General features: G+C 71.6%; 21 protein-coding genes. 10 read left to right on the forward strand and 11 right to left on the reverse strand.

Annotation, left to right across the window (positions count from 1 at the left end; genetic code table 11):
- Nucleotides 1-17 precede the first annotated feature (17 nt).
- From NBT67_RS03805 to NBT67_RS03815, 3 genes are read right to left on the reverse strand one after another with little or no spacing between them, the layout of a single operon-like run.
- On the reverse strand, nt 18-785 hold the full coding sequence (locus NBT67_RS03805) for an ABC transporter ATP-binding protein (protein ID WP_251343481.1): 768 nt from the start codon (nt 783-785) through the stop codon (nt 18-20).
- Nucleotides 782-1,582, reverse strand: coding sequence for an ABC transporter permease (locus tag NBT67_RS03810; protein ID WP_251343482.1), 801 nt, complete (start codon nt 1,580-1,582; stop codon nt 782-784). Before NBT67_RS03810 ends, NBT67_RS03805 begins: the two co-directional genes overlap by 4 nt.
- The gene (locus NBT67_RS03815) at nt 1,572-2,627 is read right to left on the reverse strand and encodes an ABC transporter substrate-binding protein (RefSeq protein ID WP_251343483.1); all 1,056 of its coding nucleotides are present in this window, start codon (nt 2,625-2,627) and stop codon (nt 1,572-1,574) included. The genes NBT67_RS03810 and NBT67_RS03815 overlap by 11 nt, the downstream gene beginning before the upstream one ends.
- Nucleotides 2,628-2,822: 195 nt before the next feature.
- On the opposite strand from NBT67_RS03815, the gene NBT67_RS18160 reads away from it, so the two are divergent.
- The 4 genes from NBT67_RS18160 (at nt 2,823) to NBT67_RS03830 (ending at nt 5,075) form a co-directional block, all read left to right on the forward strand.
- Nucleotides 2,823-2,978, forward strand: coding sequence for a rubrerythrin-like domain-containing protein (locus NBT67_RS18160; RefSeq protein ID WP_425498893.1), 156 nt, complete (start codon nt 2,823-2,825; stop codon nt 2,976-2,978).
- 121 nt (nt 2,979-3,099) lie between these two features.
- On the forward strand, nt 3,100-3,333 hold the full coding sequence (locus tag NBT67_RS03820) for an Rdx family protein (protein WP_251343484.1): 234 nt from the start codon (nt 3,100-3,102) through the stop codon (nt 3,331-3,333).
- A 45-nt stretch (nt 3,334-3,378) separates the two neighbouring features.
- Entirely contained in the window at nt 3,379-4,326 is a 948-nt protein-coding gene (locus NBT67_RS03825; protein WP_251343485.1) for an ABC transporter ATP-binding protein, read from the forward strand.
- The gene (locus tag NBT67_RS03830; RefSeq protein WP_251343486.1) at nt 4,323-5,075 is read left to right on the forward strand and encodes an ABC transporter permease; all 753 of its coding nucleotides are present in this window, start codon (nt 4,323-4,325) and stop codon (nt 5,073-5,075) included. Before NBT67_RS03825 ends, NBT67_RS03830 begins: the two co-directional genes overlap by 4 nt.
- 8 nt (nt 5,076-5,083) lie before the next feature.
- Here the strand turns inward: NBT67_RS03830 and NBT67_RS03835 are convergent, their stop codons facing one another.
- The 4 genes from NBT67_RS03835 to NBT67_RS03850 form a co-directional block, all read right to left on the reverse strand.
- Complete coding sequence (locus NBT67_RS03835; protein WP_251343487.1) at nt 5,084-6,769, reverse strand: PH domain-containing protein; 1,686 nt, start codon at nt 6,767-6,769, stop codon at nt 5,084-5,086.
- Nucleotides 6,766-7,227: a PH domain-containing protein gene (locus tag NBT67_RS03840; protein WP_251343488.1), complete on the reverse strand. Its 462-nt coding sequence runs from the start codon at nt 7,225-7,227 to the stop codon at nt 6,766-6,768. The genes NBT67_RS03835 and NBT67_RS03840 overlap by 4 nt, the downstream gene beginning before the upstream one ends.
- A 100-nt stretch (nt 7,228-7,327) precedes the next feature.
- Nucleotides 7,328-8,428 carry an aminotransferase class V-fold PLP-dependent enzyme gene (locus NBT67_RS03845; protein ID WP_251343489.1) on the reverse strand — a complete coding sequence of 367 codons (1,101 nt, stop codon included), beginning with the start codon at nt 8,426-8,428 and terminating at the stop codon, nt 7,328-7,330.
- A gap of 52 nt (nt 8,429-8,480) precedes the next feature.
- Complete coding sequence (locus NBT67_RS03850) at nt 8,481-9,224, reverse strand: DUF7260 family protein (protein ID WP_251343490.1); 744 nt, start codon at nt 9,222-9,224, stop codon at nt 8,481-8,483.
- Nucleotides 9,225-9,500: 276 nt separating this feature from the next.
- On the opposite strand from NBT67_RS03850, the gene NBT67_RS03855 reads away from it, so the two are divergent.
- Nucleotides 9,501-10,421, forward strand: coding sequence for a DUF4349 domain-containing protein (locus NBT67_RS03855; RefSeq protein WP_251343491.1), 921 nt, complete (start codon nt 9,501-9,503; stop codon nt 10,419-10,421).
- A gap of 4 nt (nt 10,422-10,425) precedes the next feature.
- Here NBT67_RS03855 and NBT67_RS03860 read toward each other — a convergent pair whose 3' ends face one another.
- Both NBT67_RS03860 and NBT67_RS03865 read right to left on the reverse strand, forming a co-directional pair.
- On the reverse strand, nt 10,426-12,360 hold the full coding sequence (locus NBT67_RS03860; RefSeq protein ID WP_251343492.1) for a DEAD/DEAH box helicase: 1,935 nt from the start codon (nt 12,358-12,360) through the stop codon (nt 10,426-10,428).
- 49 nt (nt 12,361-12,409) lie between these two features.
- The gene (locus NBT67_RS03865; RefSeq protein ID WP_251343493.1) at nt 12,410-13,732 is read right to left on the reverse strand and encodes an NtaA/DmoA family FMN-dependent monooxygenase; all 1,323 of its coding nucleotides are present in this window, start codon (nt 13,730-13,732) and stop codon (nt 12,410-12,412) included.
- Nucleotides 13,733-13,868: 136 nt separating this feature from the next.
- On the opposite strand from NBT67_RS03865, the gene NBT67_RS03870 reads away from it, so the two are divergent.
- Nucleotides 13,869-15,434, forward strand: a complete 1,566-nt coding sequence (locus NBT67_RS03870) for a BCCT family transporter (RefSeq protein ID WP_251343494.1) — start codon at nt 13,869-13,871, stop codon at nt 15,432-15,434.
- Here the strand turns inward: NBT67_RS03870 and NBT67_RS03875 are convergent, their stop codons facing one another.
- Together NBT67_RS03875 and ribH are read right to left on the reverse strand one after the other, a co-directional pair.
- Complete coding sequence (locus NBT67_RS03875; RefSeq protein ID WP_251343495.1) at nt 15,435-16,583, reverse strand: pyridoxal phosphate-dependent aminotransferase; 1,149 nt, start codon at nt 16,581-16,583, stop codon at nt 15,435-15,437.
- Nucleotides 16,580-16,984: a 6,7-dimethyl-8-ribityllumazine synthase gene (ribH, locus tag NBT67_RS03880; protein ID WP_251343496.1), complete on the reverse strand. Its 405-nt coding sequence runs from the start codon at nt 16,982-16,984 to the stop codon at nt 16,580-16,582. The genes NBT67_RS03875 and ribH overlap by 4 nt, the downstream gene beginning before the upstream one ends.
- 106 nt (nt 16,985-17,090) lie before the next feature.
- Between ribH and NBT67_RS03885 the strand changes: the two genes are divergently transcribed.
- The 4 genes from NBT67_RS03885 (at nt 17,091) to NBT67_RS03900 (ending at nt 22,662) form a co-directional block, all read left to right on the forward strand.
- Nucleotides 17,091-18,887, forward strand: a complete 1,797-nt coding sequence (locus tag NBT67_RS03885; RefSeq protein WP_251343497.1) for a flippase activity-associated protein Agl23 — start codon at nt 17,091-17,093, stop codon at nt 18,885-18,887.
- Nucleotides 18,888-18,984: 97 nt separating this feature from the next.
- On the forward strand, nt 18,985-21,435 hold the full coding sequence (folP, locus tag NBT67_RS03890; RefSeq protein ID WP_251343498.1) for a dihydropteroate synthase: 2,451 nt from the start codon (nt 18,985-18,987) through the stop codon (nt 21,433-21,435).
- A 33-nt stretch (nt 21,436-21,468) separates the two neighbouring features.
- Nucleotides 21,469-22,248, forward strand: a complete 780-nt coding sequence (locus NBT67_RS03895; RefSeq protein WP_251343499.1) for an NRDE family protein — start codon at nt 21,469-21,471, stop codon at nt 22,246-22,248.
- A 51-nt stretch (nt 22,249-22,299) separates the two neighbouring features.
- On the forward strand, nt 22,300-22,662 hold the full coding sequence (locus NBT67_RS03900; RefSeq protein ID WP_425498894.1) for a helix-turn-helix transcriptional regulator: 363 nt from the start codon (nt 22,300-22,302) through the stop codon (nt 22,660-22,662).
- Nucleotide 22,663: the final 1 nt, after the last annotated feature.

Here is a 22,663-nt window from a genome sequence, read left to right on the forward strand (position 1 = left end):
AAAAAACGGGGCGGCGCTCAGCCGTCCTCGTCCTCGAAGTACGCCAGCACCGCCCGCTTGACCTCGGTGAAGTCGTCGCCGGTTCGGTCGCGGGGCCGGGGGAGGTCGACCGTGACCACGTCGCGGACGGTCCCGGGGGCGCCCGAGAAGACGACGATCCGATCCGAGAGGTAGACCGCCTCCTCGATGTCGTGGGTGACGAAGCAGATGGTCTTCCGGGTCTGGGTCCAGATGTCGAGCAGTTCGCGGTGGAGCGACGCCTTCGTCCGGGCGTCGACGCTGCCGAACGGTTCGTCCATGAGCAGGATCGGCGGATCGACCGCGAGGGCGCGGGCGATGCCCACCCGCTGTCGCTGGCCGCCCGAGAGTTCCTTCGGATACGCCTCGGCCTTGTCGGTCAGGCCGACCAAGTCGAGACAGTCCTCGATCCGTTCCTCGACGGTGACTCCCTCGGGCGGACCGACCTCCTCCAGCCCGTACGCGACGTTCTTCGCCACCGTCCGCCAGGGGAACAGCGCGTCGTCCTGAAACACCATGCCGCGGTCGGGGCCGGGACCGTCGACCGGGCGCCCGTCGACGCGAACCTCGCCCTCGGTGGCGTCCTCCAGGCCGGCGACGATGCGGAAGACCGTCGACTTGCCCGACCCCGACGGGCCGACGACGGAGACGAACTCCCCCCGCTCGACGCCGAAGGTCACGCCCTCGAGCGCCCGAACGGGTCCGCTCTCCCCGCTGTAGGTCTTCGAGACGCCGTCGACGACGATGTGTCGGTCGTCGGTACTCATCGCCACGTGAGCGTCCGTGCCTCGACGAGTTTGATCGCCCGATCCGAACAGAGGAAGAGGACGCCGATCACCAGCATGTAGGCGATGACGACCTGCATCTGGAGGAAGTTCGCGGCGTCCCACAGGTGTTTGCCGATGCCGGGCACGCCCAGCAGTTCGGCCGCGACCATCACCATCCACGCCTGGCCGGCGGCGGTGCGGAACCCGGTGAACAGTTCCGGCGTCGCCGAGGGCAGGACGACCCGCCTGACGAGCCCCAGGTCGGTGTCCGTGCCGAGCGACTTCCCCACCTCCAGCAGCCGGGGATCCACGTCCTCGACCCCGCTCTCGGCGTTGTAGTAGTTGATCCAGAACGCGACGATGGCGATGATGAAGGCCGCTCCCCGGTCGTTGAGGCCGAACCAGATGATCGCGAAGGGGATCCACGCGAGCGGCGGCACCGGGCGCAGGATGCCCGCGACGGTGCCGACGGTCCGGTCGGCGAACTCCGACCAACCGACCAGAATCCCGGTCGCCATGCCCAGCGCCGACCCGATCAGCAGGCCCGGGACGTAGTGTCGCAGGCTCTGGAGGACGAGGGCGAACAACTGCCCGGAGCGGAGGTCGGAAACGAGCACCGAGAGCACCGCGGGCGGGCGGGGCAGGAGGTTCCGCGGCGTCACGAGCGCCGTCCCCCACCACAGGGCGACGAAGGCGGCGAGCGCGCCGATCCGGAGCGCGAGGGCGCGCCCGCTCTCGATCCGGACCCCGCCGCCGGTGGGATACTCCAGGGCGTCGGACTCGGTGCTACCCGCCATCGCTCACCTCGTCGTAGAAGCCGTGATCGAACACGTCCTCGGCGGCGAGGTCGGTGTCGACGGAGCCGAGTTGCTGGTGGAAGTCGTTGTAGACGAGCGTCTTGTCGACGATCCGGTGAGGGTCCGAGATGAAGTTCGAGGCCGGCGATCGGATCGCCCGCTCGGCCACGTCCGCCGGGAGGATGTCCGATCCGATCACGTCGCTCGCCATTCCCGCGGCCGCCATCCGATTTTCCCGGATGAACTCCGTGGCGCGGACGTGAATCTCGACCAGGCGCCGGACCAGGTCGGGGTGGTCGTCGATCAGCGACTGCGATGGCTGGAGGACGGCCCCCGGCTGTCCCGGCATGATCTCGCCGGCGTATCTGAACGGCTCCATGTCGCTGTCGGGGTTCGCCTGGAGCGCCGTCGGGATGGGTTCGATGGCACTGCCGGCGTCGGCGTTCCCCGAGGAGAGCGTCGACCGCAGGGCGCTCGGGCTCTGGCCGACGATTTCGACGACGTCCAGATCCAGCCCCAGCGTCTCCGTGATCCAGTACCGCAGGAACACGTCGGGGGTCGACCCCGCGGGAAGCGTCGCGAACCGCGGCTTGCGGCCCTCCGCCTCGCGGAACCGCTCGAACGCCGCCGCGCCGTGGTCCTCCCAGTACGACCGGAACGTCGCGTCCCCGACCATCACGTTCGGTTCGAGGACGTTCGCCGCCACGACTTTCGAGGCGATGCCGTTGGCGATGGCGACCACCCCGGGGCTGATCCCCACGTACGCGAAGTCGATGTCTCCCGAGGCGTACGCCTGCACCAGCGGCGGGCCGCCGCCGAACGTCTTCACGTCGATGGTCGGCCCCAGGTCGTCGTACCAGCCCTGCTGGTCGATGACGAAATACTGCATCATCGGGAAGACGTTGAGGGTGCCGAGGGTGAGCGAGTCGGGGGTCGACCCGCCGCTACCCCCGCCGCCGAGGCATCCGGCAGCGCCGACGGCGAGTCCGGTCGCGCCACCCACCCGTCCGAGAAATCCGCGTCGCGAGAGCCCGTCAGTGTGCACACCCGATCGAGGTGACCCCCGGTGAAAACCACACCACACCGGGTGAGACTTGCCGGGGCCTATGACGCGTCCCCGACCGTTCGGGACGCCGACGCGACGGCCGCGTCGGCGACCGGTCGTCGAAACCCAACGCTCGTCCACTCGATCGATCCGCCGACAAGAGTTAACACGCTTCACGGAGTAGCTATCGGAGGTATGCCAACGTCGCCGGACCCAGCCCCGTGTGACCAGGACGAACAGCTGTACGAGTGTCAGGTGTGTGGCAAGCGACTGTGTAGCTCGGAGTCGCTGACGGCCTGCCCCGGGTGTGACGGCGTTTTGCGGAACCTCAGCCGGCCACGGCCCGAGTGAGCCGCGGTCGGCGAGCGACGTCGGTCCGCGCCCGCGCCGGCGGCCACCCGGCCGCGGTGCGTCCGCGCGGGAGTTCGACCGGGAGCCGGGTTTTAACTACGCCGTTCCACAACTATCGATCATGACGAACGTGGAGATCGAGTACTGCGTGCCCTGTGGCTTCCTCGACCGCGCCGAAACCGTCCAGCACGCCCTGCTCACGACGCTCGGCGAAGACCTCGACGCCGTGGCGCTCGTGACCGGCGAGAGGGGCGTCTTCCGGGTCAGCGTCGACGGCGAGACCATCTACGACAAGGACGAGGACGGCGACTACGACGTCGACGACCTGGTGGCGGCGGTCCGGGAGCGGACCTAGGCCGGAAGGGGAATCCTTACCTCGCCACCCCCGCGAGCCTCGGGCATGGCCGAGGCAGAGGCACTCGTCGCCGACGACGTGCGCAAGCGATACGGCGACGCCGTCGCGCTGGACGGCGTCTCGCTGTCGGTTCCGACGGGCGAGGTGTTCGGGCTGGTCGGCCCCAACGGCGCGGGCAAGACCACGCTCGTGCGCGCGCTCACCGGAACGACCCGGTGTGAGGGGACGGTCCGGGTGTTGGGCGTCCCGCCGGCGGACGTCGACGACGCCCGCGTCGGACTCCTCCCGCAGTCGTTTCACCCCGCGGACCGGCTCACCGCCCGCGAACTGATCGCCTACTACGCCGGCCTCTACGACGAGGCGCGGGCCGTCGAGGCCGTCCTCGACGACGTGGGGCTGGCGGACGACGCCGACACCTGGTACGAGCACCTCTCGGGCGGCCAGCGGCGCCGGGCCTGCGTCGGCACGGCGCTGGTGAACGACCCCGACGTGCTCTTCCTCGACGAGCCGACGACGGGCATCGATCCCACGGGCCGGCGGTCGCTGTGGGCGTTGATCGACGACCTGGCGGCCGGCGGCACGACCGTGTTGCTCACCAGCCACTCGATGGCGGAGGTCGAGCGCCTCGCCGACCGCGTGGGACTGCTCCGGGAGGGGCGCCTCGTCGCCGTCGGGGCGCCCGAGGAACTGATCGCGACCCACGGCGGCGACAGCCACCTGCTCGTCGACGCGGGGCCGGGCGCCGACCCCGCGGCGCTCTCGGCGGCCCTCGACGCCGAGGTGACCGAGCGAGACGACCGTCTCGTCGTCCGGGACGTCGCGCTGGCCGACGTCGGTGACGTCGTCGCGACGCTGGAGGCCGAGGGCGTCGACATCGGCTCGTTCACCTGGTCCGAACCGGATCTGGAGGAGGTCTACCTCCGATTGACCGGCGAGCCGCTCGACTCGTCGGCCGCGGCGTCGGTCCCGGCCGACGAGGAGGGTGCGCGATGAGTCGCAGCCGGCGGATCGGCGCCACCTTCGTCGCCGCCTTCCGGGCGTTCCTCCGCCGACGGACGGCCGTCTTCTTCACCTTCTTCTTCCCGGTTCTCCTCATCCTGATCTTCGGAGCGCTGGTGGGGACCCGGCCGACTGGCGGCGGCCTGTTCGCCCGGGACCCCGCGTACTACCTCCCCGGCTACCTCGGCGTCGTCGTCGTGTTCACGCCGCTGTCGCGGGTCGGCAGCACCATCGCCCGCCACCGCGACGGCAACCGCTTCGAGAAACTGGCGACGACGCCGCTCCGTCGCTGGGAGTGGCTCCTCGCGCACACCCTCGTCAACGTCGTCCTCATCGGCCTCGCGGCGCTCCTCCTGTTCGCCCTCGTCCTCGTCGTCACGGGGGCGGCGGTGGTCGTGGGCCCGGCGCTCCTCTCGCTCGTACCCCTGGTGGTCCTCGGCGTCGCCCTCTTCTGTGGGCTGGGGTCGATCCTCGGCCGGATCGCCTCCTCGCAGGACGGCGTCATCGCCGCCAGCAACTCCGTCGCGCTCCCCGTCTGGATGCTCTCGGAGACGTTCGTCCCGCCGTCGATGCTGCCGGCGTGGTTCCGGCCAGTGACGGCGTTCTCGCCGCTGACGTACTTCTCCCGCGGGGTGCGAACCGCGGCGGGGGGCGGCGACCCCACGGGGTCGCTCGCCGTCCTCGCCGTCCTGGCGGCGCTGTTCTTCCTCGTCGGCGCCGTCGCCGTCCCGAACACGGAGTGACGGGGACGTCAGGAGCCCTCCCCGGCCCCGCCCTCGGCCGCGGCGTCGCCGGCGTCGGCTCCCGTAACGTCGTCACGAGGGTCGGCGTCCGCTTCGTCGGCCGTCTCGCCGTCGACCGTCTCACCGTCGGCCGTCTCGCCGTCGGCCGTCTCGCCGTCGACCGTCTCACCGTCGGCCGTCTCGCCGTCGACCGTCTCGCCGTCACCCGTCTCGCCGTCGGCCGTCTCGTCACCCTCCCCGATCCACCCGCGTCGGGCCGCGAGCGACTCCCGGAGGCGGGCGTCGAGCGTGGTGCGTAGCTTCTCGGCCGTCGCCTCGTCGACGTCCACCGCCGCGGCGTCGTGGCCGATCAGCGAGAGCGACCCCGCGGTGTCGGCGGTGACGGTCGCCACGCCCCACCGCCGCTGGAACACGGTTCGCGTGTCGATCACCGTCTGGATCCGGTAGTACGGCACGACCTTGATCCGCCGGCGGAGGACGCCGTTCCGGGTGACGAAGTGGTTCTCGCCGAGCCAGTAACCCCGATGGGTCCACTTGAGGTGGGCGGCGACCGGCGCGAGCAGCGCCAGCGGAACGGGTCCGTACCAGGGCAGCGCGTGGGGCGTCAGACGGGTCACGGCGTAGAGCAGTCCCACGAGCGCGCCGACGCCGAGGAGGTATCGGACGGCGTAGCGGCCCCGCACCTTCTTGGGCGGGCGCTGGAACGCCGGCGTGCCGAACGATTCGATGCGGTTCGCGAGGTCGAACACCCGGTCGCGGGTCGCGAGGGGGACGGCCGCCTCCGAGCCGCTCTCGCCCGATCCGGACCCGGGGGCGTAGCCCGCCGTCTCGATGCTGAGGGACGCGTACCCGAAGTACCGCTTCAGCGGGTCGTCCGCGACCGTCAGCGTCTGCACCTTGTCGAGGGGGATCGACCCGTCGTACCGGCGCAACAACCCCCGTTCGTACTGCAGTTCGTCCTCGACCCTGGCGAGCCGGAAGCCGTAGTAGTTGAGGACGGCCGCGGCGGCGCCGGCCGCCCAAGCAACGAGCAGCAGGGCGACCCCGAGGCCGACGACGCCGGCCGCGAGCAGGAGCCCCGATCCGCCGGGGAGCACCGACGTCACGGCCGGGACGCTCCCGGAGAGGAGGACGAACAGCAGGCCCGGGATGCGGGCGTCGAAGGAGAGCGCGCCGACCAGGGCGAGTTCCCCCGGCGCGAGCGCGAACAGTTCCGTCTCCTCGGGGGGCGACCCCTCCGACCCCTCCGCCTCGACGCCGCGTTTCAGCCGACCGATCTCCCGCTGGAGGCGCTTTGCCTCCTCGAACTCGACGAACCGGAGCGACGCCTCCGTCTCGCTCCCCCCGGCCGTCTCGAAGCCGACGACCGCGATGCCGAGGACCCGCTGGACGACGTTCCGGCTGATGTCGACGTTCTGCACCCGACGGAGGGGGATCTCGCGGTTCCGCCGGGAGATCACCCCCGACCGGATGTCGAGCGTGTCGCCGCCGAGTTCGTACTCGAACCGCCGGTAGTAGGCGACCTCGTAGCCGATCAGGCCGAGCAGCGCCAGGCCGACCAGGGCGACGCCGACGAGGCCGCCCACGGGGCCGAACGCGGCCGACGCCCCCGAGAACAGGAAGACGGCGGCGAAGACGATGGAGCCGCCGCGTTCGACGACGCGGTACGGCACCGAGAGGGGGGCGAGTTTCATACCGCGTCTTCGCCCTCGGCCCGGATGGCGAGGCGCTTCAGTCGTTCGCGCAGGTCGTCGGCACCGGCGGGGGTCAGCCCCGGTATCGTCACGTCCGCGCCCCGCGATCCGGCGGTGTAGACGACGGTGCTGGCGAGGCCGACGAGGCGTTCGACCGGGCCGCGCGAGGAGTCGACGTGCTGGAGGCGGACGAACGGGACGACCGTCCGGACGCGTGTGAACACGCCGCGTTCGAGATAGAGGGCGTCGTCCCGGACCTCGTAGCGCCAGACGCGATACCGGGCCAGCGCGAGGCCGACGCCCAGCGCGAGGACGACGACGAAGGCGGCCGGCGGCAGCCAGAGCGGCAGGTCGACGGCCAGCAGATCGACGGCCAGGACGAGCGCGCCGACGACGGCGGCCGTGACGGCGGCCTGTCCGGCCCAGACGACGCGAACCCGCGGGTGGAGTCGATTCATCGGCACACCCCGTGGCGGCGGACCATACTACCCGGTTCCGGCCCCCGCGGTAAATATCGTCGTGGTCGGGCCGGCCGTTCGGGGGCGGTCGACCGTGGGGTCACAGCGCGTCGAGGAGGGCGTCGACGTCACCCGCGGTGTTGAAGACGTGGACCGACGCCCGGACCGCGTCGGGGTAGGGGAGCGACCGGACGTGGACGCCCTCCTCGGCGAGTCGCTCGACCAGTCCCTCGGGGTCCGCCGCGTCGAAGGTGACCAGTCCCGACTCGTACTCGCGGGGACCGAGCAGACGGTCGCCCAGCCCCTCCTTCAGACGGTCGGTCAGGCGCTCGATGCGCCCGGTGATCGTGTCGTAGCCCACGGCCTCCACCGTCTCGATGGCCGCGATCAGCCCGCGATACGGCGCCGGCGACGTGGTGCCCACCTCCAGGCGTGGCGCCCCGGCCTTCAGTTCCAGGTCGTCGGCGCCGGGGTCGGCGACGCTCCGGTAGCCCGCCACCCCGGGAGTGAGGCCGTCGGCGACCGACCGGTCGACGTACAGGAAGCCCGCGCCCCAGGGGCCGAGCAGCCACTTGTGCCCCGCGGCGGCGACGAAGTCGGCCCCCCACTCCCGTACGTCGACGGGGGTCTGACCCGGGGACTGGACGGCGTCGACCAGCACGAGGGTGTCGTGGTCGTGGGAGATCTCGACGACGTCGGCGATCGGCAGTCGCGTCCCGTAGTTCCAGGTGATCGAGTTCAGACAGAGCAGGCGTGCGTCGGCCACGGCATCCGCGAGGGCGTCGAGGTCGATCCGTCCGGCCTCGGTGTCGAGGACGCGCACCTCGACGCCCCGGTCGCGGAGGTTCCACCACGGCACGACGCCAGCGGAGTGTTCGAGGTCGGTCCGGACGACGACGTCGCCCGGTTCCCAGTCGAGGGCCGCGGCGACGCGGGCGATGCCGTCGGCCGTGCTGTCGGTCAGGGCGATCTCGTCGGGGGCGGCGCCGAGGAAGTCGGCGACCACCTCGCGGGTCTCCTCGAACGTCTCGTAGGCCGCGGGGTACGCCCCCTCCTCGACGGGGGCGACGTACTCGTGGTGTTCGAGGACGTCGCTCGCCGCGGAGACGACGCGCCGGGGGGACGGCCCGGACGCGCCGGTGTTGAAGTAGACGCCGCGTTCGAGGGCAGGGATCTCCGCACGCAGGTCTTCGGGTCGCATACCCCCACTGGGGCTGGCGGCCACCTCAACGTTTCCCGTCCGCGTCGCCCGGTCAGGGCGTCGAGGCGAGGCGACGTTCGATCCGGCGCCCCGCCCGGTCGACCGCCGTCCCGAGGTCCGCGACGGACGAGAGCACCGGATACCGCACCGGCAGGTCGGCGTAGAGGTACTCGGCCAGATCGGTGGGGACGCCCGGGAGGTCCCCCCGGTGACCGCGGATCGTCTCCTGTCGGCGCATGGCGACCCCCTCGATGCGAGCCTCGACGTCCCCGACCGCCTCCCACAGGGAGCGCAGGTCGTCGAACGTGCGGTCCGAGAGCGGCCGGTCGTCGAGGGCGTCGAGGTCGGCACGAACCTCGGCCAGATCCGTCGCCGCCCGGGCGAGCGAGGCGTCCTCGCGATCCAGCACGCCGAGGAACTCCTCGCGCTCCTGACGGGCGGCGTCGGCCGCCGCCCGAACCGCCTCGCGGAACTCGGGGGTCAGCGCCGTCCCGCCGACGAGGGCCGCCGCCAGGTCCTCGCCGAACTCCACGGCCAGGCTCTCGGCGACCGTGTCGCCGTACTCCGCCTGGTAGTGGGGGACGCTCATCACCGTCTCCTCGTACGCCGACCGGACGCGTTCGAGCGACCGGCCAGTGGGCTGCGGGTCCGTCAGCAGCGGCGGCGACGTCGAGGCGGCGACCGCCGAGAAGTCGGCCACGCGCCGCTCGAACGCCTCGAACGCGTCGTGCTCGGCGCGGACGCACGACCGCTCCTCGGCGACGGCCGCCCGTGCCGCCTCGATCCGATCCGTCATCGGCGGTCACCGGCCGCCCGAGTCGCCGCCCGCCCACCGTCCGCCGTCGGTACGCGGTCGCCCGTCCTCGGTGGTGCCCGACGCCCGGAACTGCGGTGCGAATCCTCTCTCATGTCCCATGCACCTCGTTGTGTCACGATAAAAATGTCGTATATAGTATCAGTTCTCCTCGTGAGCGCTACTGTGTCGACCGTTCCCGTGGGTCGGCGGACCGAATGTCAAACGGGCGTTTGTGTTTTGAGAGGGGTTTAGGGGCGAGGCGGAGAAGGGCCGTCCATGGTACGACGAAGACGAGTCCTCACCGTGTTGCTGGTGACGCTGGTCGTCCTCGCGGGGTGTAACGGCGCGGCCGGCGGCGCGGAGGTCAGCGCCGGCGGCGGCGGTGACGGGGCCTCGCTCGCCGAGACGGGGGCGGCACCCGAGGAGGCCCGCGCCGCCGATGGCGGCGGGAACGGTGGCGACGGCGGGAGCGCCGCCGCGGCGACGGGGCGGTCGATCATCCGCACGGGACAGGTCCGGTTGCGCGTCGACGACTTCGAGACCAGTCGGTCGAACCTGACGGCTCTCGTCGAGGCTCGCGGTGGCTACGTCAGCGAGTCGTCGAGGCGAGTCAACGACCGCGACGACGCCTCGTGGACGACCGGCCGGGTCGTTCTCCGGGTGCCCGCGGAGAACTTCTCCGCGACGATGACCGCCGTCGAGGCGGAGGGCCGGGTACTCGAATCCCAGACGTCGACCCAGGACGTGACCGACCAGGTGGTCGACCTGCAGGCGCGCCTGGAGAACCTGCGGGCCGAACGCGAGCGACTGCGGACGCTCTACCAGCGGGCCAACGACACCGAGGCCGTCCTCGCGGTCGAGGAGCGACTCTCGGAGGTGCAGACCGAGATCGAGCGCACCGAGGCCCAGTTGCAGAGCCTGCAGCGGCGGGTCGCCTACTCGACCATCACGGTCGAGATGTCCGAGCCCCGCCCCGACCGGCCGGTTCCGGATCAGTGGTACGACACGCCCGTCGTCGCCGCCTTCCTCGAATCCGTCGAGGGCGTGGGCGTCGTCCTCCGGGCGCTGGTCGTCGCCGGAGCCTACGCCGCGCCGTACCTGCTGGTCTTCCTCACGCCCTTCGCGGTCGCCGGGGGACTGCTCTACCGGTACCGCCGGCGGATCCTCGGGGCGGTCGGCGGGAGCGACGCCTCTTGAGCCCCTAGAGCCGCGCCCGCAGGTCGCTAAAGGGGAGGTCGGCGTCGGCGTCGACGGCGCCCGCGACGGCGTCGGCCGCGCCGAGCAGCCACGCCGCCCGCTCGATCCGTGACTCCAGGTCGCCGGGGCCGATGCGGAACCGCTCGACCAGGTCCTCGACGCTCGCTCCTTCCGTCCACTCGTACAGCACCCGCGCCGTCTTCACGGCCGTGAGCCACCCCTCGAAGTCCTCGGCCTCGTTCATCCCCGTCGTGAACTCGTCGGCGTGCCGGCGCGCGAAGTCGTACATGTCCGCCCGCTCGCGGTTGCCGAGGTAGGTGTCCTGCATGTCCGGCGTGTCACAGACGATTTCGAGCGCCGTCAGCGCCGTCGGCCCGTCCATCCCGGCCGCCGTTTGCAGGCCCGCGACGATGCGAGCGCCCGTCTCCGGAGTGACGTACTGCTTCGACACCCGGTCGCCGAGTTCGGTCGCCGACAGCTCCGGGCCGTCGGCGATCATCCCCATCTCCACCAGGTCCGCGACGGCCGTGTCGACGACGCCGCCCAGCTCCCGCGTCGGCGTCCCGTGGGCGTAGAAGGTCGCGTCCAGCACGTCGAGGATGCCCTCCCGGGAGGCGGCGAACGCCGAGGCGACGACCGAGAGGACGTGCGTCCGGAGCGCGTTCGGATCCGCGAGCCGTGACTCGACGTGCTCCGGATCCGCCTCGACGTAGCGCTCCCACAGTTCCTCGCGGGTCGTCGCGTCGCCGACCAGCACCGCCTCGCCGTAGGGGTCGAGCCCCGGTCGACCCGCCCGCCCGCACATCTGGTGGACCTCCAGCGTCGGCAGCCACTCCATCCCGGAGCCGGTGTACCGCTGCTGGTCGCGGATCACCACCCGCCGGGCGGGGACGTTGACGCCGGCCGCGAGCGTCGGCGTCGCGCAGATGACCCGCAGGTCCCGCTCGCGGAAGGCGCGCTCGACGGCGACCCGGTGGGCGCTCCGCAACCCCGCGTGGTGGAAGGCGACGCCGTCCTCGACGCAGTCGGCGAGGCGGCGGCCCGTCTCGGTGCCGTCGAGGCCGCGAACCTCCGCGGCCACGTCTGGCGAGTCGCCCAGCCCCGACTCGGCGAGGCGTTCCGCGAGCGCCTCGGCCTCGCGCCGCGACCGGACGAACGCGAGGGCCTGCCCGCCGTCGTCGACGGCCCCCGAGACGAGGGCGTCCGTCGCGTCGGTGGCATCCGCGGGGTCGCCGTCCACCGGCACGTCGAGACTCGCGTCGTCACCGTCGTCGGCCGGCGCCCCCGCGGACGCTCCGGCGTCGAACGTGACCGACCCCTCGGCGTAGACCCCGGTTCGGAGGTCGACCGGCCGCCACGTCGACTGGACGAGGCGGGCGTCCAGCCAGTCGGCTATCTCGTCGGGGTTGGCCACCGTCGCCGAGAGCGCGACCACCTGGACGCCCGGCGCGCGTCGCTGGAGCGTCGCGAGCGTCACCTCCAGGGTGGGTCCGCGCCCCGCCGTCCCGACGAGGTGTACCTCGTCGACGACGACGCAGGCGAGGTCGGCGATCCAGTCGGCGCCGTTGCGGATGGCCGAGTCCACCTTCTCGCTCGTCGCGACGACGACGTCGTGCTCGCCGAGGTCCTCGGCGGACTGGTCGACGTCGCCGGTGGAGATACCGACGCTCACGTCCGGCAGTTCGGAGAACGTCTCGTACTTCTCGCGGGCGAGCGCCCGGAGCGGGACGATGTAGAGGCCGGGACCGTCCGCGGTCAGCATCGCGAGCGAGGCGACGAACGTCTTGCCGCTGGCGGTCGGCACGGCGGCGACGAGGCGTTCGCCCTCCGTCACGCCCGCCTCGACCGCCGCGGCCTGTGGCGGGTAGAGGTCGTCGATCCCCCGTGACTCGAAGTGCTCGATCACCGACGACGACAGGGGGAGGTCCCGGACACGCATCGGGTAGGTGTGGGTCGTCCCGCTACTTGACCCCTCGCCCGACCGGCGGTCAGCGTTCGGGGAGCGTTTCCGAGCCGTCGGCGCCGAGCAGGCGGTCCCTGAGCGTGCCGTCCTCGTCGTCCGGCTCGGCGAGGAGGCCGCGATCCCGGAGTTCCGGCACCAGGTAGGTCGCCACGTCGTCGAACGTCCGCGGCACGAACGGGGCCATGACGACGAACCCGTCGGCGCCCGCCGCCCCCCACCGTTCGAGTTCGTCGGCCACGGACGCCGGCGTCCCGACGAGTTCCGCGGTCGGATAGCGGGCGTACCGGACGGCCGCGTCGCGGACGGTCCACTCCCGGTCGTCGTCGAGGAAGGCCGACAACACGCCCCGGATCCCCTCGACGTCGACGTCGCGGAGCGGCGCGTCGAGGTCGTACTGCCCGTAGTCGTGGTTCAGGTGGTTCGAGAGCCGAACCAGCCCCGTCTCCGGTTCGATGGCGTCGAGTACCCGGTCGTGGAGCGCCCGGGCCTCCGCCTCGGTCGGCGCCACGTACGGCGTGACGGCCGGGTAGAGGTTGTACGGTGCCGTCCGGCCGACGGCCGAGGCGCGCTCCGCGACGTCGTCGACGTAGCGCTCGAACCCCGCCAGAGAGAGGTGAAAGGAGAACAGCGCCTCGGCGTGTCGCACTCCGAACTCCCGCCCCCGGTCGGACTGGCCGGCCTGAAAGAGCACCGGCGTTCGCTGCGGCGTCGGCGCACACATGTGCGGACCGGGCACCTCGAAGTACTCACCCTCGAAATCCACGAACGAAACCCCCGACGGGTCGGCGTACACGTCCGCGTCGGCGTCTTCGCGAACCGCGCCGTCGGCCCAACTGTCTTCCCAGAGCCGCCGGCAGACCGTCACGTGTTCGGCGGCCCGGTCGTAGCGCTCGTCGTGCGGGACGTACTCCCCGACCACGTTCTCGAACTCCAGCGACCCCGACGAGGTCACGACGTTCCACCCGAGGCGGCCGTCGGAGAGGGCGTCGACGGTCGAGAACTTCTTCGCCAGCAGATACGGCGGGTAGAACGACGTCGAGGCCGTCACGACGAGGCCGAGGGAGTCCGTCGCCGCCGCGAGCGCCGACAGCAACGGGATCGGGTCGTTCTCCGGCACCTGTTCGCCCCGCCGAATCGTCGGATCGATCCGCCCCCGGTACTGGTCGGCGACGTTGTACGCGTCAGCGAAAAACAGGGCGTCGAACCCGCCGCGTTCCAGCCGAGAGGCGAGGTCCGTCCAGAAGTCGAGGTCCGTGTACCCGCGTGACTGACCGTGGTCCGGCGCTCGCCACGCGTCCTCGACCGTCGGCGAGTGACTGCAGTTCGTGTATGCGATCAGGTCGAACATGAACCGACTGTCTCCCGTTCCGACTGAGAGCAGTATAGTCGTTTCGACACTCGATATCGAAGAAAAATAATTTTCGAAAGAGCGAATTGGAAAGGATTATTAGGTTATGGGGGCGTGTCGCGGTAACTCCGCTCACATGGCCCGACGCGACGCGTGGTTCGGCCTCGAAGACGCATCGACGCCGGAACGGGTGCTGTTCGTGACGACGGCGGCGTTCGCCGTGGCGCTCTCCGTCGCCGGCATCCGGTATCCGGACGCGGTCGGACGGACGCTCGACGCGAGTTTCTCGTTCGTGCTGGAACGCTTCGGCTGGTGGTTCATCCTGCTCAGTTTCCTGCTGAGCGTCGGCGTCACCGGCTTCTGTCTCTCGCGATACGGTCGCCGGCGCATCGGCGGCCCGGACGCCGACCCCGAGTTCGGACTCCTCGGTTGGCTCTCGATGGTGTTCACCGTCGGCTACTCGATTTCGGTGCTGTTCTGGGGCGTCGCCGAACCCGTCCTGATCGCCTCGGACCCGCCGTCGCCCGCCCCCGTGGCCGGCGCCCCGACCGAATCGCTAGCGCTCGCGTTCATGTTCATGCACGACATCCTCCCGGGACTCGTCGCGTGGTACCTCCCCTTCGCCGTGGCGTTCGGCCTGATCGTCTGGCGCGAGGAGTCCTGGAAGGTGAGCGACGTCTTGACGCCGCTACTCGACCGCTCGCGCTACGGAGCGGTGTACTGGCTCGTCGACTTCGTGTCGCTGGTCGCCATCGTCGGCGGCCTCGCCACCTCGCTTGGCTTCATCGGCCGCCAGCTCTCGGCGGTCGCCGGCGTGATATACGGCGTCGAGTCCCGGGCGGTCACGCTCGGCCTCTTCGCCGTCGTCGCCGCCATCTTCGTCGCCGACGTGTGGGCCGGGCTCCGGCGCGGGATCCGCAACGCGGCGCTCGTCGCCGTCGCCGCGAACCTGCTGTTGACCGTCGCACTCCTGGTCGTCGGTCCGACGCTGTTCATCACCGAACTCGGCCTGGACGCGATGGGCGTGTGGCTCGGCAACCTCCCCCGGTTGATGCTGTACACCGCTCCCGTGACCTCGGGGAGCTTCCCACAGCAGTGGACGAGCTTCTGGTGGGCGTGGTGGGCGGCGTGGGGCATCTTCGTCGGTAGCTTCGTCGCCCGGGTCTCCAAGGGCCGAACCGTCCGCCAGATGTTCGTCGGTCTCTGTGTCGCCCCCGTCTCCCTCCTCGTCTTCCAGCACAGCGTCCTCGGCGGCCTGGCGCTCGCTCCCGGGCACAGGGCGACCGTCGAGGCGGCGCTCCGGGACGGCGGCAACGCGGCCGCGCTGGGCGCGGCGCTCCGGACGGTGCCCTACACCGACGCGGTCGCCGCCCTCGCCGTCGTCGCGCTGGTCGGCTACATCGTCACGTCGCTGGACTCGGCGGTGTACATGCTCGCCGCCATCAACCTCGGCGACCGGGAGCCCAACGCGCGAAACCGGGCCGCGTGGGGGCTGCTCATGGTCGGCGTGGGCGTGATGACGACGTTCGTCGGCGGCGGGACGCGCGTCCTCGAATCCTTCTCCACGACGTTCGCGCTGCCCTTTACCCTCCTCTATCTCGTCGCCCTCCTCGCCCTCTTCGTCCACGTCCGCGAGACGAGCGCCCCGACCGACGACCCCCGCCGAGCCGGCGCCCCGAGCGCCGATCCGGGCGACGACTGACTACAGGTAGCCGCCCTCGGCCAGTCGCTCGACGCCCTCCTGCAGTCGCTCCTGGCTCGCGGCGTAGGAGAGGCGGGCGTAGCCGGGCGTGCCGAAGGCGCTGCCCGGAACCGTGGCGACGTGGGCGTCCTCGATGGCGCCCTCGCACCAGGCCTGATCGTCCGCGTCGACGGGGAGCATCATGTAGAAGGCGCCGTCGCCGACGGGGACGTCGACGCCGTGGTCCGCGAAGAGGTCGGCGAGCATGTCCCGGCGCTCGCGGAAGGCCTCGCGCATCTCGCCCACCGCCTCGTCGGTGTTGCGCAGCGCCTCGATCCCCGCGTTCTGGACGAAGTTGACCGCACACGACACCGAGTGAGACTGGATCTTCCCCGCCTGTGAGACGAACTCCTCGGGCGCACAGAAGTAGCCGAGCCGCCAGCCCGTCATCGCGTAGGCCTTCGAGAAGCCGTTGACCGTGATGGTTCGGTCGGCCATCCCGTCCAGGGAGCCGAGGCTGGTCTGCTCGACGCCGTACGTGATCTCGTCGTACATCTCGTCGGAGACGACGGTCAGGTCGTGTTCGACCGCCAGGTCGCGGACGCCCTCCAGCGCGGCGTCGGAGTAGACGGCGCCCGTCGGGTTCGACGGCGAGTTGACGACGAGGAGTTCGGTGTCGTCGGACACCGTCTCCGCGAGGTCGTCGAGCGCGGGTTCGAGCTGGAAGCCGTACGGCGAGAGGTCGACCCGCGAGAGGTCGGCGCCGGCCATCTTCGCCTGCGCCTCGTAGGAGACCCACGCGGGGTCGAGGAGGACCACTTCGTCGCCCGCGTCGATCAGGGTGTGGAAGATCTCGTAGAGCGCCTGCTTGCCGCCCGGCGTGACGACCACGTTGCCGGCCGCACAGTCGATGCCGTCGGCGCGGAGTTTCTCCGCGATGGCCTCCCGGAGTTCCGCGATGCCGTTCGAGGAGGTGTAGCCCGTGTCGCCGACGTCGAGCGACGCCTTGGCGGCCCGCTTGATGTTGTCCGGCGTGTCGAAGTCGGGTTCGCCGACCGAGAGGTCGACCACGTCGATCCCGTCGGCCTCGAGTTCGTTCGCGAGGTTGCTGATCGCGAGTGTCGCGCTCGGTTCGACGCGCTCGACGCGCGACGCGAAGTCGAATGTCATGGTAGCGTGCGTACCAACTCGACGGCCGCGTTTACCGCTTCCGCTCCCTTCTCGACGCGCTCTCGGGCCTCGGCTCCGCTCATTCCCGGCCCGCTCACGCCGAACGTGACGGGCGTGTCGCGGTCGAGGCTCACGCGCGTCAGCGCCTGCGCCGTCGCGTCGCCGATCACCCGGTCGTGGTCCGTATCGCCGGTGACGATGGCGCCGACGACCGCCACCGCGTCGACGTCGTCGCGCCGCGCGAGCCGGTCGGCCGCGAGGGGCGCGTCGTACGTCCCCGGCACGGTCAGTTCCGCGCCCACCTCGGCGCCGGCCGCCGCGGCCGCGTCCCGCGCTTCCTCCGCCATCGACTCGGTGACCGACGCGTTGAACTGCGCCACCACCAGCCCCAGTGTGACCATGTGAGTCGCGTCGGTGTGCCGTCGCAAAGGCCTTGCCCTCGCCGCCCCGGCCGGCGCGTCCGCGAAACCAAAAGGGTTGTTACCGCCGAGACGACAGGGGTTAGCGATGCGTACCGACGGCCGCCGCCGCCGCGCCCTCCAGGCGGTGCTCGCCATCACCGCCCTCGCCCTCGCCGTCAGGCTCGTCACCCTCGGTGTCCGGATCTTCCACTGGGACGAGGGCCGCGTCGGCTACTGGATCCTCCGCTATCACGAGACGGGCCAGTACGCCTACCGCCCCATCGTCCACGGTCCCTTCCTCTTTATCGTCAACGACTGGGTGTTCTCCGTCCCCGGCCTCGACGCGACGGACTTCAGCGCCCGCCTGATCGTCGCCCTCGTCGGCGGCCTCCTCCCCCTGACCGCGTGGCTCCTGCGTGACCACCTGCGCGACGCCGAGGTGGTCGCCCTCGCCGTCGTCTTCGCGGTCAACCCGCTGCTCGTCTACTACTCGCGGTTCATGCGCAACGACGTCCTCGTCGGTGCGTTCGCCCTCGCCGCGCTCGCCCTGTTCGTCCGGGCGCTCGACCGGGGCGACGCCCGCCTCGTCTACCCGGCGGCAGCCGCCTTCGGCCTCGCCTTCACCACCAAGGAGAACGCCGTCGTCTACCTGCTTTGCTTTCTGGGCGCCGGCGCCCTGCTCGTCGACCACCGCCTCTTTCGGACCGCCCGCTCCGACCGGTCGGTGGTCGACCTCGTCCGCTCGGAGTGGTGGACGGCCCTCACCTACCGCCTCTCGTCCTGGGGCGGGTCGGTTCGGCGCGGGATCGGACTGACGCTCGCCCACACCGCCGGCGCGCTCGTCGTCTTCCTCGCCGTCGTCGCCTTCTTCTACGCGCCCCGTCCCGAACTCTGGGAGGCAGTCGCCGCCCCGAGTCGACTCCCCGCAGTCGTCGGAGAGGCCACCCTCGGCTCGTGGGAGGCCTTCTTCGACCTCTGGGTGGCCGGCAGTCACCAGAACCACGACTACCTGCCCTTCCTCTACGACTACCTCGAAACCCTCCTCTACGGCGCGCCGTTCGTCCTCGTCTTCGCCGTCGTCGGGGTCGTCGCCGACGGCTACGGTGCGGTCGACACCGACGTCACCGGCTCGCGGGGGCTCGTCGCCTTCGCGACCTACTGGGGCGCGGTCAGCGTGATCGGCTACCCGATCGGGACGGACATCCGAGCGCCCTGGGCGGCGGTCCACGCCGTGATCCCGCTGGCCGTCCCCGCGGCGGTGGGCATCGCCGCCCTCGCCCGACGGGTCCGGGCGGCGGTCGAGCGGACACGCGACGACGCGACCGGCGACCGCCTCGCCGCGTGGACGGCCCCGGCGGCGCTCGCGGCGCTCCTGCTCTGTGGAGCCGCGGTCGGCGCCGTCGCGGCCAACGCCACGTACGCCAACAGCGCCGACGACGACGAGGCCGGGGAGATCATCCAGTGGGCCCAGCCCGAGAACGACCTCAAGGACACGCTGGAACTGGTCCGCGGCGTCGCGCGCGTCAACGACGGCACCGACGTGCTGTTCGTCGGGACGCACACGCCGGGCGACCCGAGCGACGTGCGGTTCTACGTGCGAAACGAGAGTTCGCTCCGCCAGCCACGGGCCGGCGGGCCGTCCTGGCACACCCGCCTCCCGCTGCCCTGGTATCTCGAACGCTACGACGCCGACGTCACGAGCACGCCCCCCGACGACAGGACGCTCGGGGCGAACCCCCCACCGGTGATCGTCGCCGCGAGCTGGGACGCCGACCGGGTGGGACGACAGCTCTCGGGGTACACCCGCCACCGCCACGACTTCCGGCTCTGGAGCGACGAAATCGTCGTGTTCGTCGACGAGTCGGCGCTCGAACGGGCGCGCGAGCGGGGGTACGTCGAGTAGTCGGCCGCCGTGCCCCTCCGGGAGGGTCGGCCACCCCACCGGTCGACGCCGGCCACGACCGTGGGACTAAAACCCTCGCCCCACCGAACCGTGAGACATGGATTATCACGCTGCGGCGGACTTTCTCTCCGACCTCCGCCGGTTCGCCCTCGATCCGGGGACGGAGTCGATCCGTTCCCTGCTGGCACACCTCGACGACCCCCACGAGGGCGTCGAGTTCGTCCAGATCGCCGGCTCGAACGGGAAGGGAAGCACGGCCCGGATGACCGAATCGATCCTCCGCGAGGCGGGCTACCGCGTCGGCCTGTACACCTCGCCGCACTTCGACGACGTGCGCGAGCGGATCCGCGTCGGCGGGCGAAAGATCCCCGAATCCGCCGTCGTCGAGTTCGTCGAGCGCGTGCGCCCGTTCCTCGTCGAGCGGGCGGTCGAGGGCGACCCGCTCACCTCCTTCGAGACGCTGACGGCGATGAGCCTCTGGTACTTCGGGCGCTCGGACGTCGACGTGGCGGTGCTGGAGGTGGGGATGGGCGGCCGACTCGACGCGACGAGCGTCGTCGACCCCGTCGCCGCCGCGGTGACGGCGGTGAGCCTCGAACACACCGACATTCTGGGCGACACGCTCGACGACATCGCGGCCGAGAAGGTGACCGTCGCCCCCGCGGACGCGCCGCTGGTGACGGGCGCGACGGGCGAGGCCCGGGACGCCGTGTGCCGTCACGCGCCCGACGCCCTGACCGTCGGGGTCGCCGACGAGTCCCCCGACGTGACCGTCCGCTACGGCGGCCTCGTCAACCACACGGAGGCGAGGGTGGATATCGCGGGCGCCGACTGGCGCGTCGAGACGCGGGTCCCGATGCCCGGGTCGTACCAGGCGCGGAACGCGGGCGTCGCGGCCGTGCTCGCCCGGCAGGCCGGCGGCGACCGAGTCACCGACGCGGCCGTCGCGACGGGGCTCCGGGGCGCCCACTGGCCCGGCCGGTTCGAGGTGATGGAGCGCGACCCGCTGACCGTCCTCGACGGCGCGCACAACCCCGGGGCCTGTCGGGCCGTGGCCGACACCCTCGACGACTGCGACTACGCCGACCTCCACCTCGTCTTCGGCGCGATGCACGACAAGGACCACCGGGAGATGGTGGCCGCCCTCCCCGAGGCCGCGTCCGTCCAGGCCTGTGCGCCCGACCACGAACGCGCCGCGGACCCCGCCGTCCTCGCGGCGGCCTTCGAGGCGGCGAGCGGGAGCGACGTGTCGACCGCCCCGACGGTCGCGGCCGGCCTCGACCGCGCCCGGGCGGCCGCCGATCCCGACGACTGCGTCCTCGTCGTCGGATCGCTGTTCGCCGTCGCCGAGGCCAGACGGATCTGGTCGCGGCTCGCGGTCTCCCACCGGGTCGACACCGTCGACGACGCGGCGGCCCTGTTCGACCGGTCGAACGCGGACGCGAACGCCGACGTGACCGAGGAGGGCGTCCACCGCGTCGTGACGATCCGTCTCGACCGCCGGGAGGCGAGGGCGGTCGAGCTCGCGGCCGGCCGCGCGGGCGCGACGGCCGTCACCTCCGAGTACCGCACGGGTCGCGAACTCCGGGAGACGGTGATCGCCGGGACGCGCGCCGAACTCCGGGGGGTCGTCGACGGACTCGCCGGGGACGGACGACTGGCCGGCCTCGCCGACCGCCTGCGCGACCGGATCGGCCTCGGCGACGGCGCCCCCGAACACGGCTACCCCTGGGAGGAGCGCCCGTCCGTGATGGGCATCCTCAACGTGACGCCCGACAGCTTCCACGACGGCGGCGAGTACTTCGACCCCACGGCCGCCGTCGAGCGTGCCGAGGCGATGGTCGCGGCGGGCGCGGACGTGATCGACGTGGGCGGCGAGAGCACTCGCCCGGGCGCCGATCCGGTCCCCGTCGACGAGGAGATCGAGCGGGTGCGCCCGGTGATCGAGGCGCTCGACGACCTGGACGCGCTGGTCTCCATCGACACCCGCAAGGCCGCGGTGGGGCGGGCGGCCCTGGAGGCCGGAGCGGACGTCCTCAACGACGTGACGGGGCTGGCCGACCCCGAGATGCGCTTCCTGGCCGCCGAGTACGACGTGCCGGTCGTCGTGATGCACAGCATCGACGCGCCGGTCGTCCCCGACAGGGCCGTCCCGTACGACGACGTGGTGGGGGACGTGATCGACGAACTCGCCGAACGGGTGGCGCTGGCCGAGCGCGCCGGCCTCGACCGCGAGAAGGTGATCGTCGATCCCGGTCTCGGCTTCGGGAAGTCGGCGGTCCAGAACTTCGAACTCCTCGACCGCCTCGACGAGTTCCGTGCGCTCGGCTGTCCGATCCTCCTCGGTCACTCCCACAAGTCCATGTTCGGCCACGTGGGGCGGGCGGCGGGCGAGCGTCTGCCGGCCACGGTGGCCGCGACGGCGCTCGCGGTCGACCGCGGCGCCGACGTCGTCCGCGTCCACGACGTCGCGGAGAACGTCGCCGCCGTCCGCACCGCGGTGGCGACGGCTGACGCAGCGGGAACGCCCGACGCGTGGCGGGAATGACCCCTTAAGGGGCCGGCCCGCCTACACCGACCCGTGTGCACGCTCACCCTCGCCTGGCAGGTGTTCCCCGACGCCCCCGTCCTCGTCGCCGCTAACCGCGACGAGCGGCGGGACCGGCCCTCGGAACCACCGTCGCGAACCGAGGCCGATCCGGCGGTCGTCGCGCCGCGGGACGCCGAGGCCGGCGGCACGTGGATCGGCTACAACGACGCCGGCGTGTTCGTCGGCATCACGAACCGCTGGCTGGCCGACCCGGCGGCTGAGCGCTCCCGGGGGCTGCTCGTCGCGGACGCCCTCCGGGAGCCCGACGCGCGGTCCGCGGCGCGACTCGTCGAGCGATCGGTCGACGCCCACGACTACGACGGGTTCAACCTCGTCGTCGCCGACCGCACGGCCGCCTACCTCTTCGAGTGGGACGGCCGCCTCCGGACCCACCAACTGGATCCGGGCGTCCACGTCGTCGTCAACAGCGGTGCGGCGCTCGGCGGCGGCGGCGCCCTCGTCGACGCCTTCGGGACGCCCGACGGGCCGACCGAGCGCGTCGAGCGCGCGACCGAACAGGCGGAGAACGCCCGCGCGGTGCGGACGGCGCTGACGCCCGAACCCGGCGAGGCGGCCGACGCGTGGCTCGACCGGGCGGCGGCGGTCCTCGCGGACCACGAGTACGGCGTCTGCATCCACGAGAACGGCTACGGCACCCGGTCGTCCTCACTGATCCGCCTCGACGACGACGGCGGAAGCTACCGGTTCGCGGACGGCCCGCCCTGCGAGACGCCGTACCGCCCCGTCGGTACCGACGAAAGTCAAGTTTAAACCCGCCGCACCGGTTTGTGCGTGTATGAACGGACTCGCCGACCCGGAGGTGTGCCGATGAGCGCGGCCGAGGACCCGGACGCCGACCTCTCGGACGACGAGCGAGCGGCGCTCGACCTGGTGCTCGAGACGCGGGGCATCCACCAGAGCGAACTCTGGAAGGAACTCGACATCTCCTCGCGGAAGGGGAGCCGCATCGCCGAATCGCTGGTCGAAGCGGGGCTCATCCGGCGGGCGGAGACGGTCTATCAGGGACACAACACGTACTTCCTGATGCCGACGACCGGGGACCTCGACTTCTCGCTGTTGATGGCGGGGGACATGCTCTCGCCGTTCATCGGCGAGGAGGAGGTCGATCCTCGGAGCGACGCCTTCTCGCAGTGGCTGATGAACTTGGCCTACGAGGAGTACTGAA

The organism is Haloplanus sp. GDY1 (assembly GCF_023703775.1).
Lineage (GTDB): Archaea > Halobacteriota > Halobacteria > Halobacteriales > Haloferacaceae > Haloplanus > Haloplanus halophilus.

Bases quoted from the DNA above. Each gene is read 5' to 3' on its own strand.
- NBT67_RS03805 (WP_251343481.1), bottom strand. From the start codon at position 785: ATGAGTACCGACGACCGACACATCGTCGTCGACGGCGTCTCGAAGACC.
- NBT67_RS03810 (WP_251343482.1), bottom strand. From the start codon at position 1,582: ATGGCGGGTAGCACCGAGTCCGACGCCCTGGAGTATCCCACCGGCGGC.
- NBT67_RS18160 (WP_425498893.1), top strand. From the start codon at position 2,823: ATGCCAACGTCGCCGGACCCAGCCCCGTGTGACCAGGACGAACAGCTG.
- NBT67_RS03820 (WP_251343484.1), top strand. From the start codon at position 3,100: ATGACGAACGTGGAGATCGAGTACTGCGTGCCCTGTGGCTTCCTCGAC.
- NBT67_RS03825 (WP_251343485.1), top strand. From the start codon at position 3,379: ATGGCCGAGGCAGAGGCACTCGTCGCCGACGACGTGCGCAAGCGATAC.
- NBT67_RS03830 (WP_251343486.1), top strand. From the start codon at position 4,323: ATGAGTCGCAGCCGGCGGATCGGCGCCACCTTCGTCGCCGCCTTCCGG.
- NBT67_RS03835 (WP_251343487.1), bottom strand. From the start codon at position 6,769: ATGAAACTCGCCCCCCTCTCGGTGCCGTACCGCGTCGTCGAACGCGGC.
- NBT67_RS03840 (WP_251343488.1), bottom strand. From the start codon at position 7,227: ATGAATCGACTCCACCCGCGGGTTCGCGTCGTCTGGGCCGGACAGGCC.
- NBT67_RS03845 (WP_251343489.1), bottom strand. From the start codon at position 8,428: ATGCGACCCGAAGACCTGCGTGCGGAGATCCCTGCCCTCGAACGCGGC.
- NBT67_RS03850 (WP_251343490.1), bottom strand. From the start codon at position 9,224: ATGACGGATCGGATCGAGGCGGCACGGGCGGCCGTCGCCGAGGAGCGG.
- NBT67_RS03855 (WP_251343491.1), top strand. From the start codon at position 9,501: ATGGTACGACGAAGACGAGTCCTCACCGTGTTGCTGGTGACGCTGGTC.
- NBT67_RS03860 (WP_251343492.1), bottom strand. From the start codon at position 12,360: ATGCGTGTCCGGGACCTCCCCCTGTCGTCGTCGGTGATCGAGCACTTC.
- NBT67_RS03865 (WP_251343493.1), bottom strand. From the start codon at position 13,732: ATGTTCGACCTGATCGCATACACGAACTGCAGTCACTCGCCGACGGTC.
- NBT67_RS03870 (WP_251343494.1), top strand. From the start codon at position 13,869: ATGGCCCGACGCGACGCGTGGTTCGGCCTCGAAGACGCATCGACGCCG.
- NBT67_RS03875 (WP_251343495.1), bottom strand. From the start codon at position 16,583: ATGACATTCGACTTCGCGTCGCGCGTCGAGCGCGTCGAACCGAGCGCG.
- ribH (WP_251343496.1), bottom strand. From the start codon at position 16,984: ATGGTCACACTGGGGCTGGTGGTGGCGCAGTTCAACGCGTCGGTCACC.
- NBT67_RS03885 (WP_251343497.1), top strand. From the start codon at position 17,091: ATGCGTACCGACGGCCGCCGCCGCCGCGCCCTCCAGGCGGTGCTCGCC.
- folP (WP_251343498.1), top strand. From the start codon at position 18,985: ATGGATTATCACGCTGCGGCGGACTTTCTCTCCGACCTCCGCCGGTTC.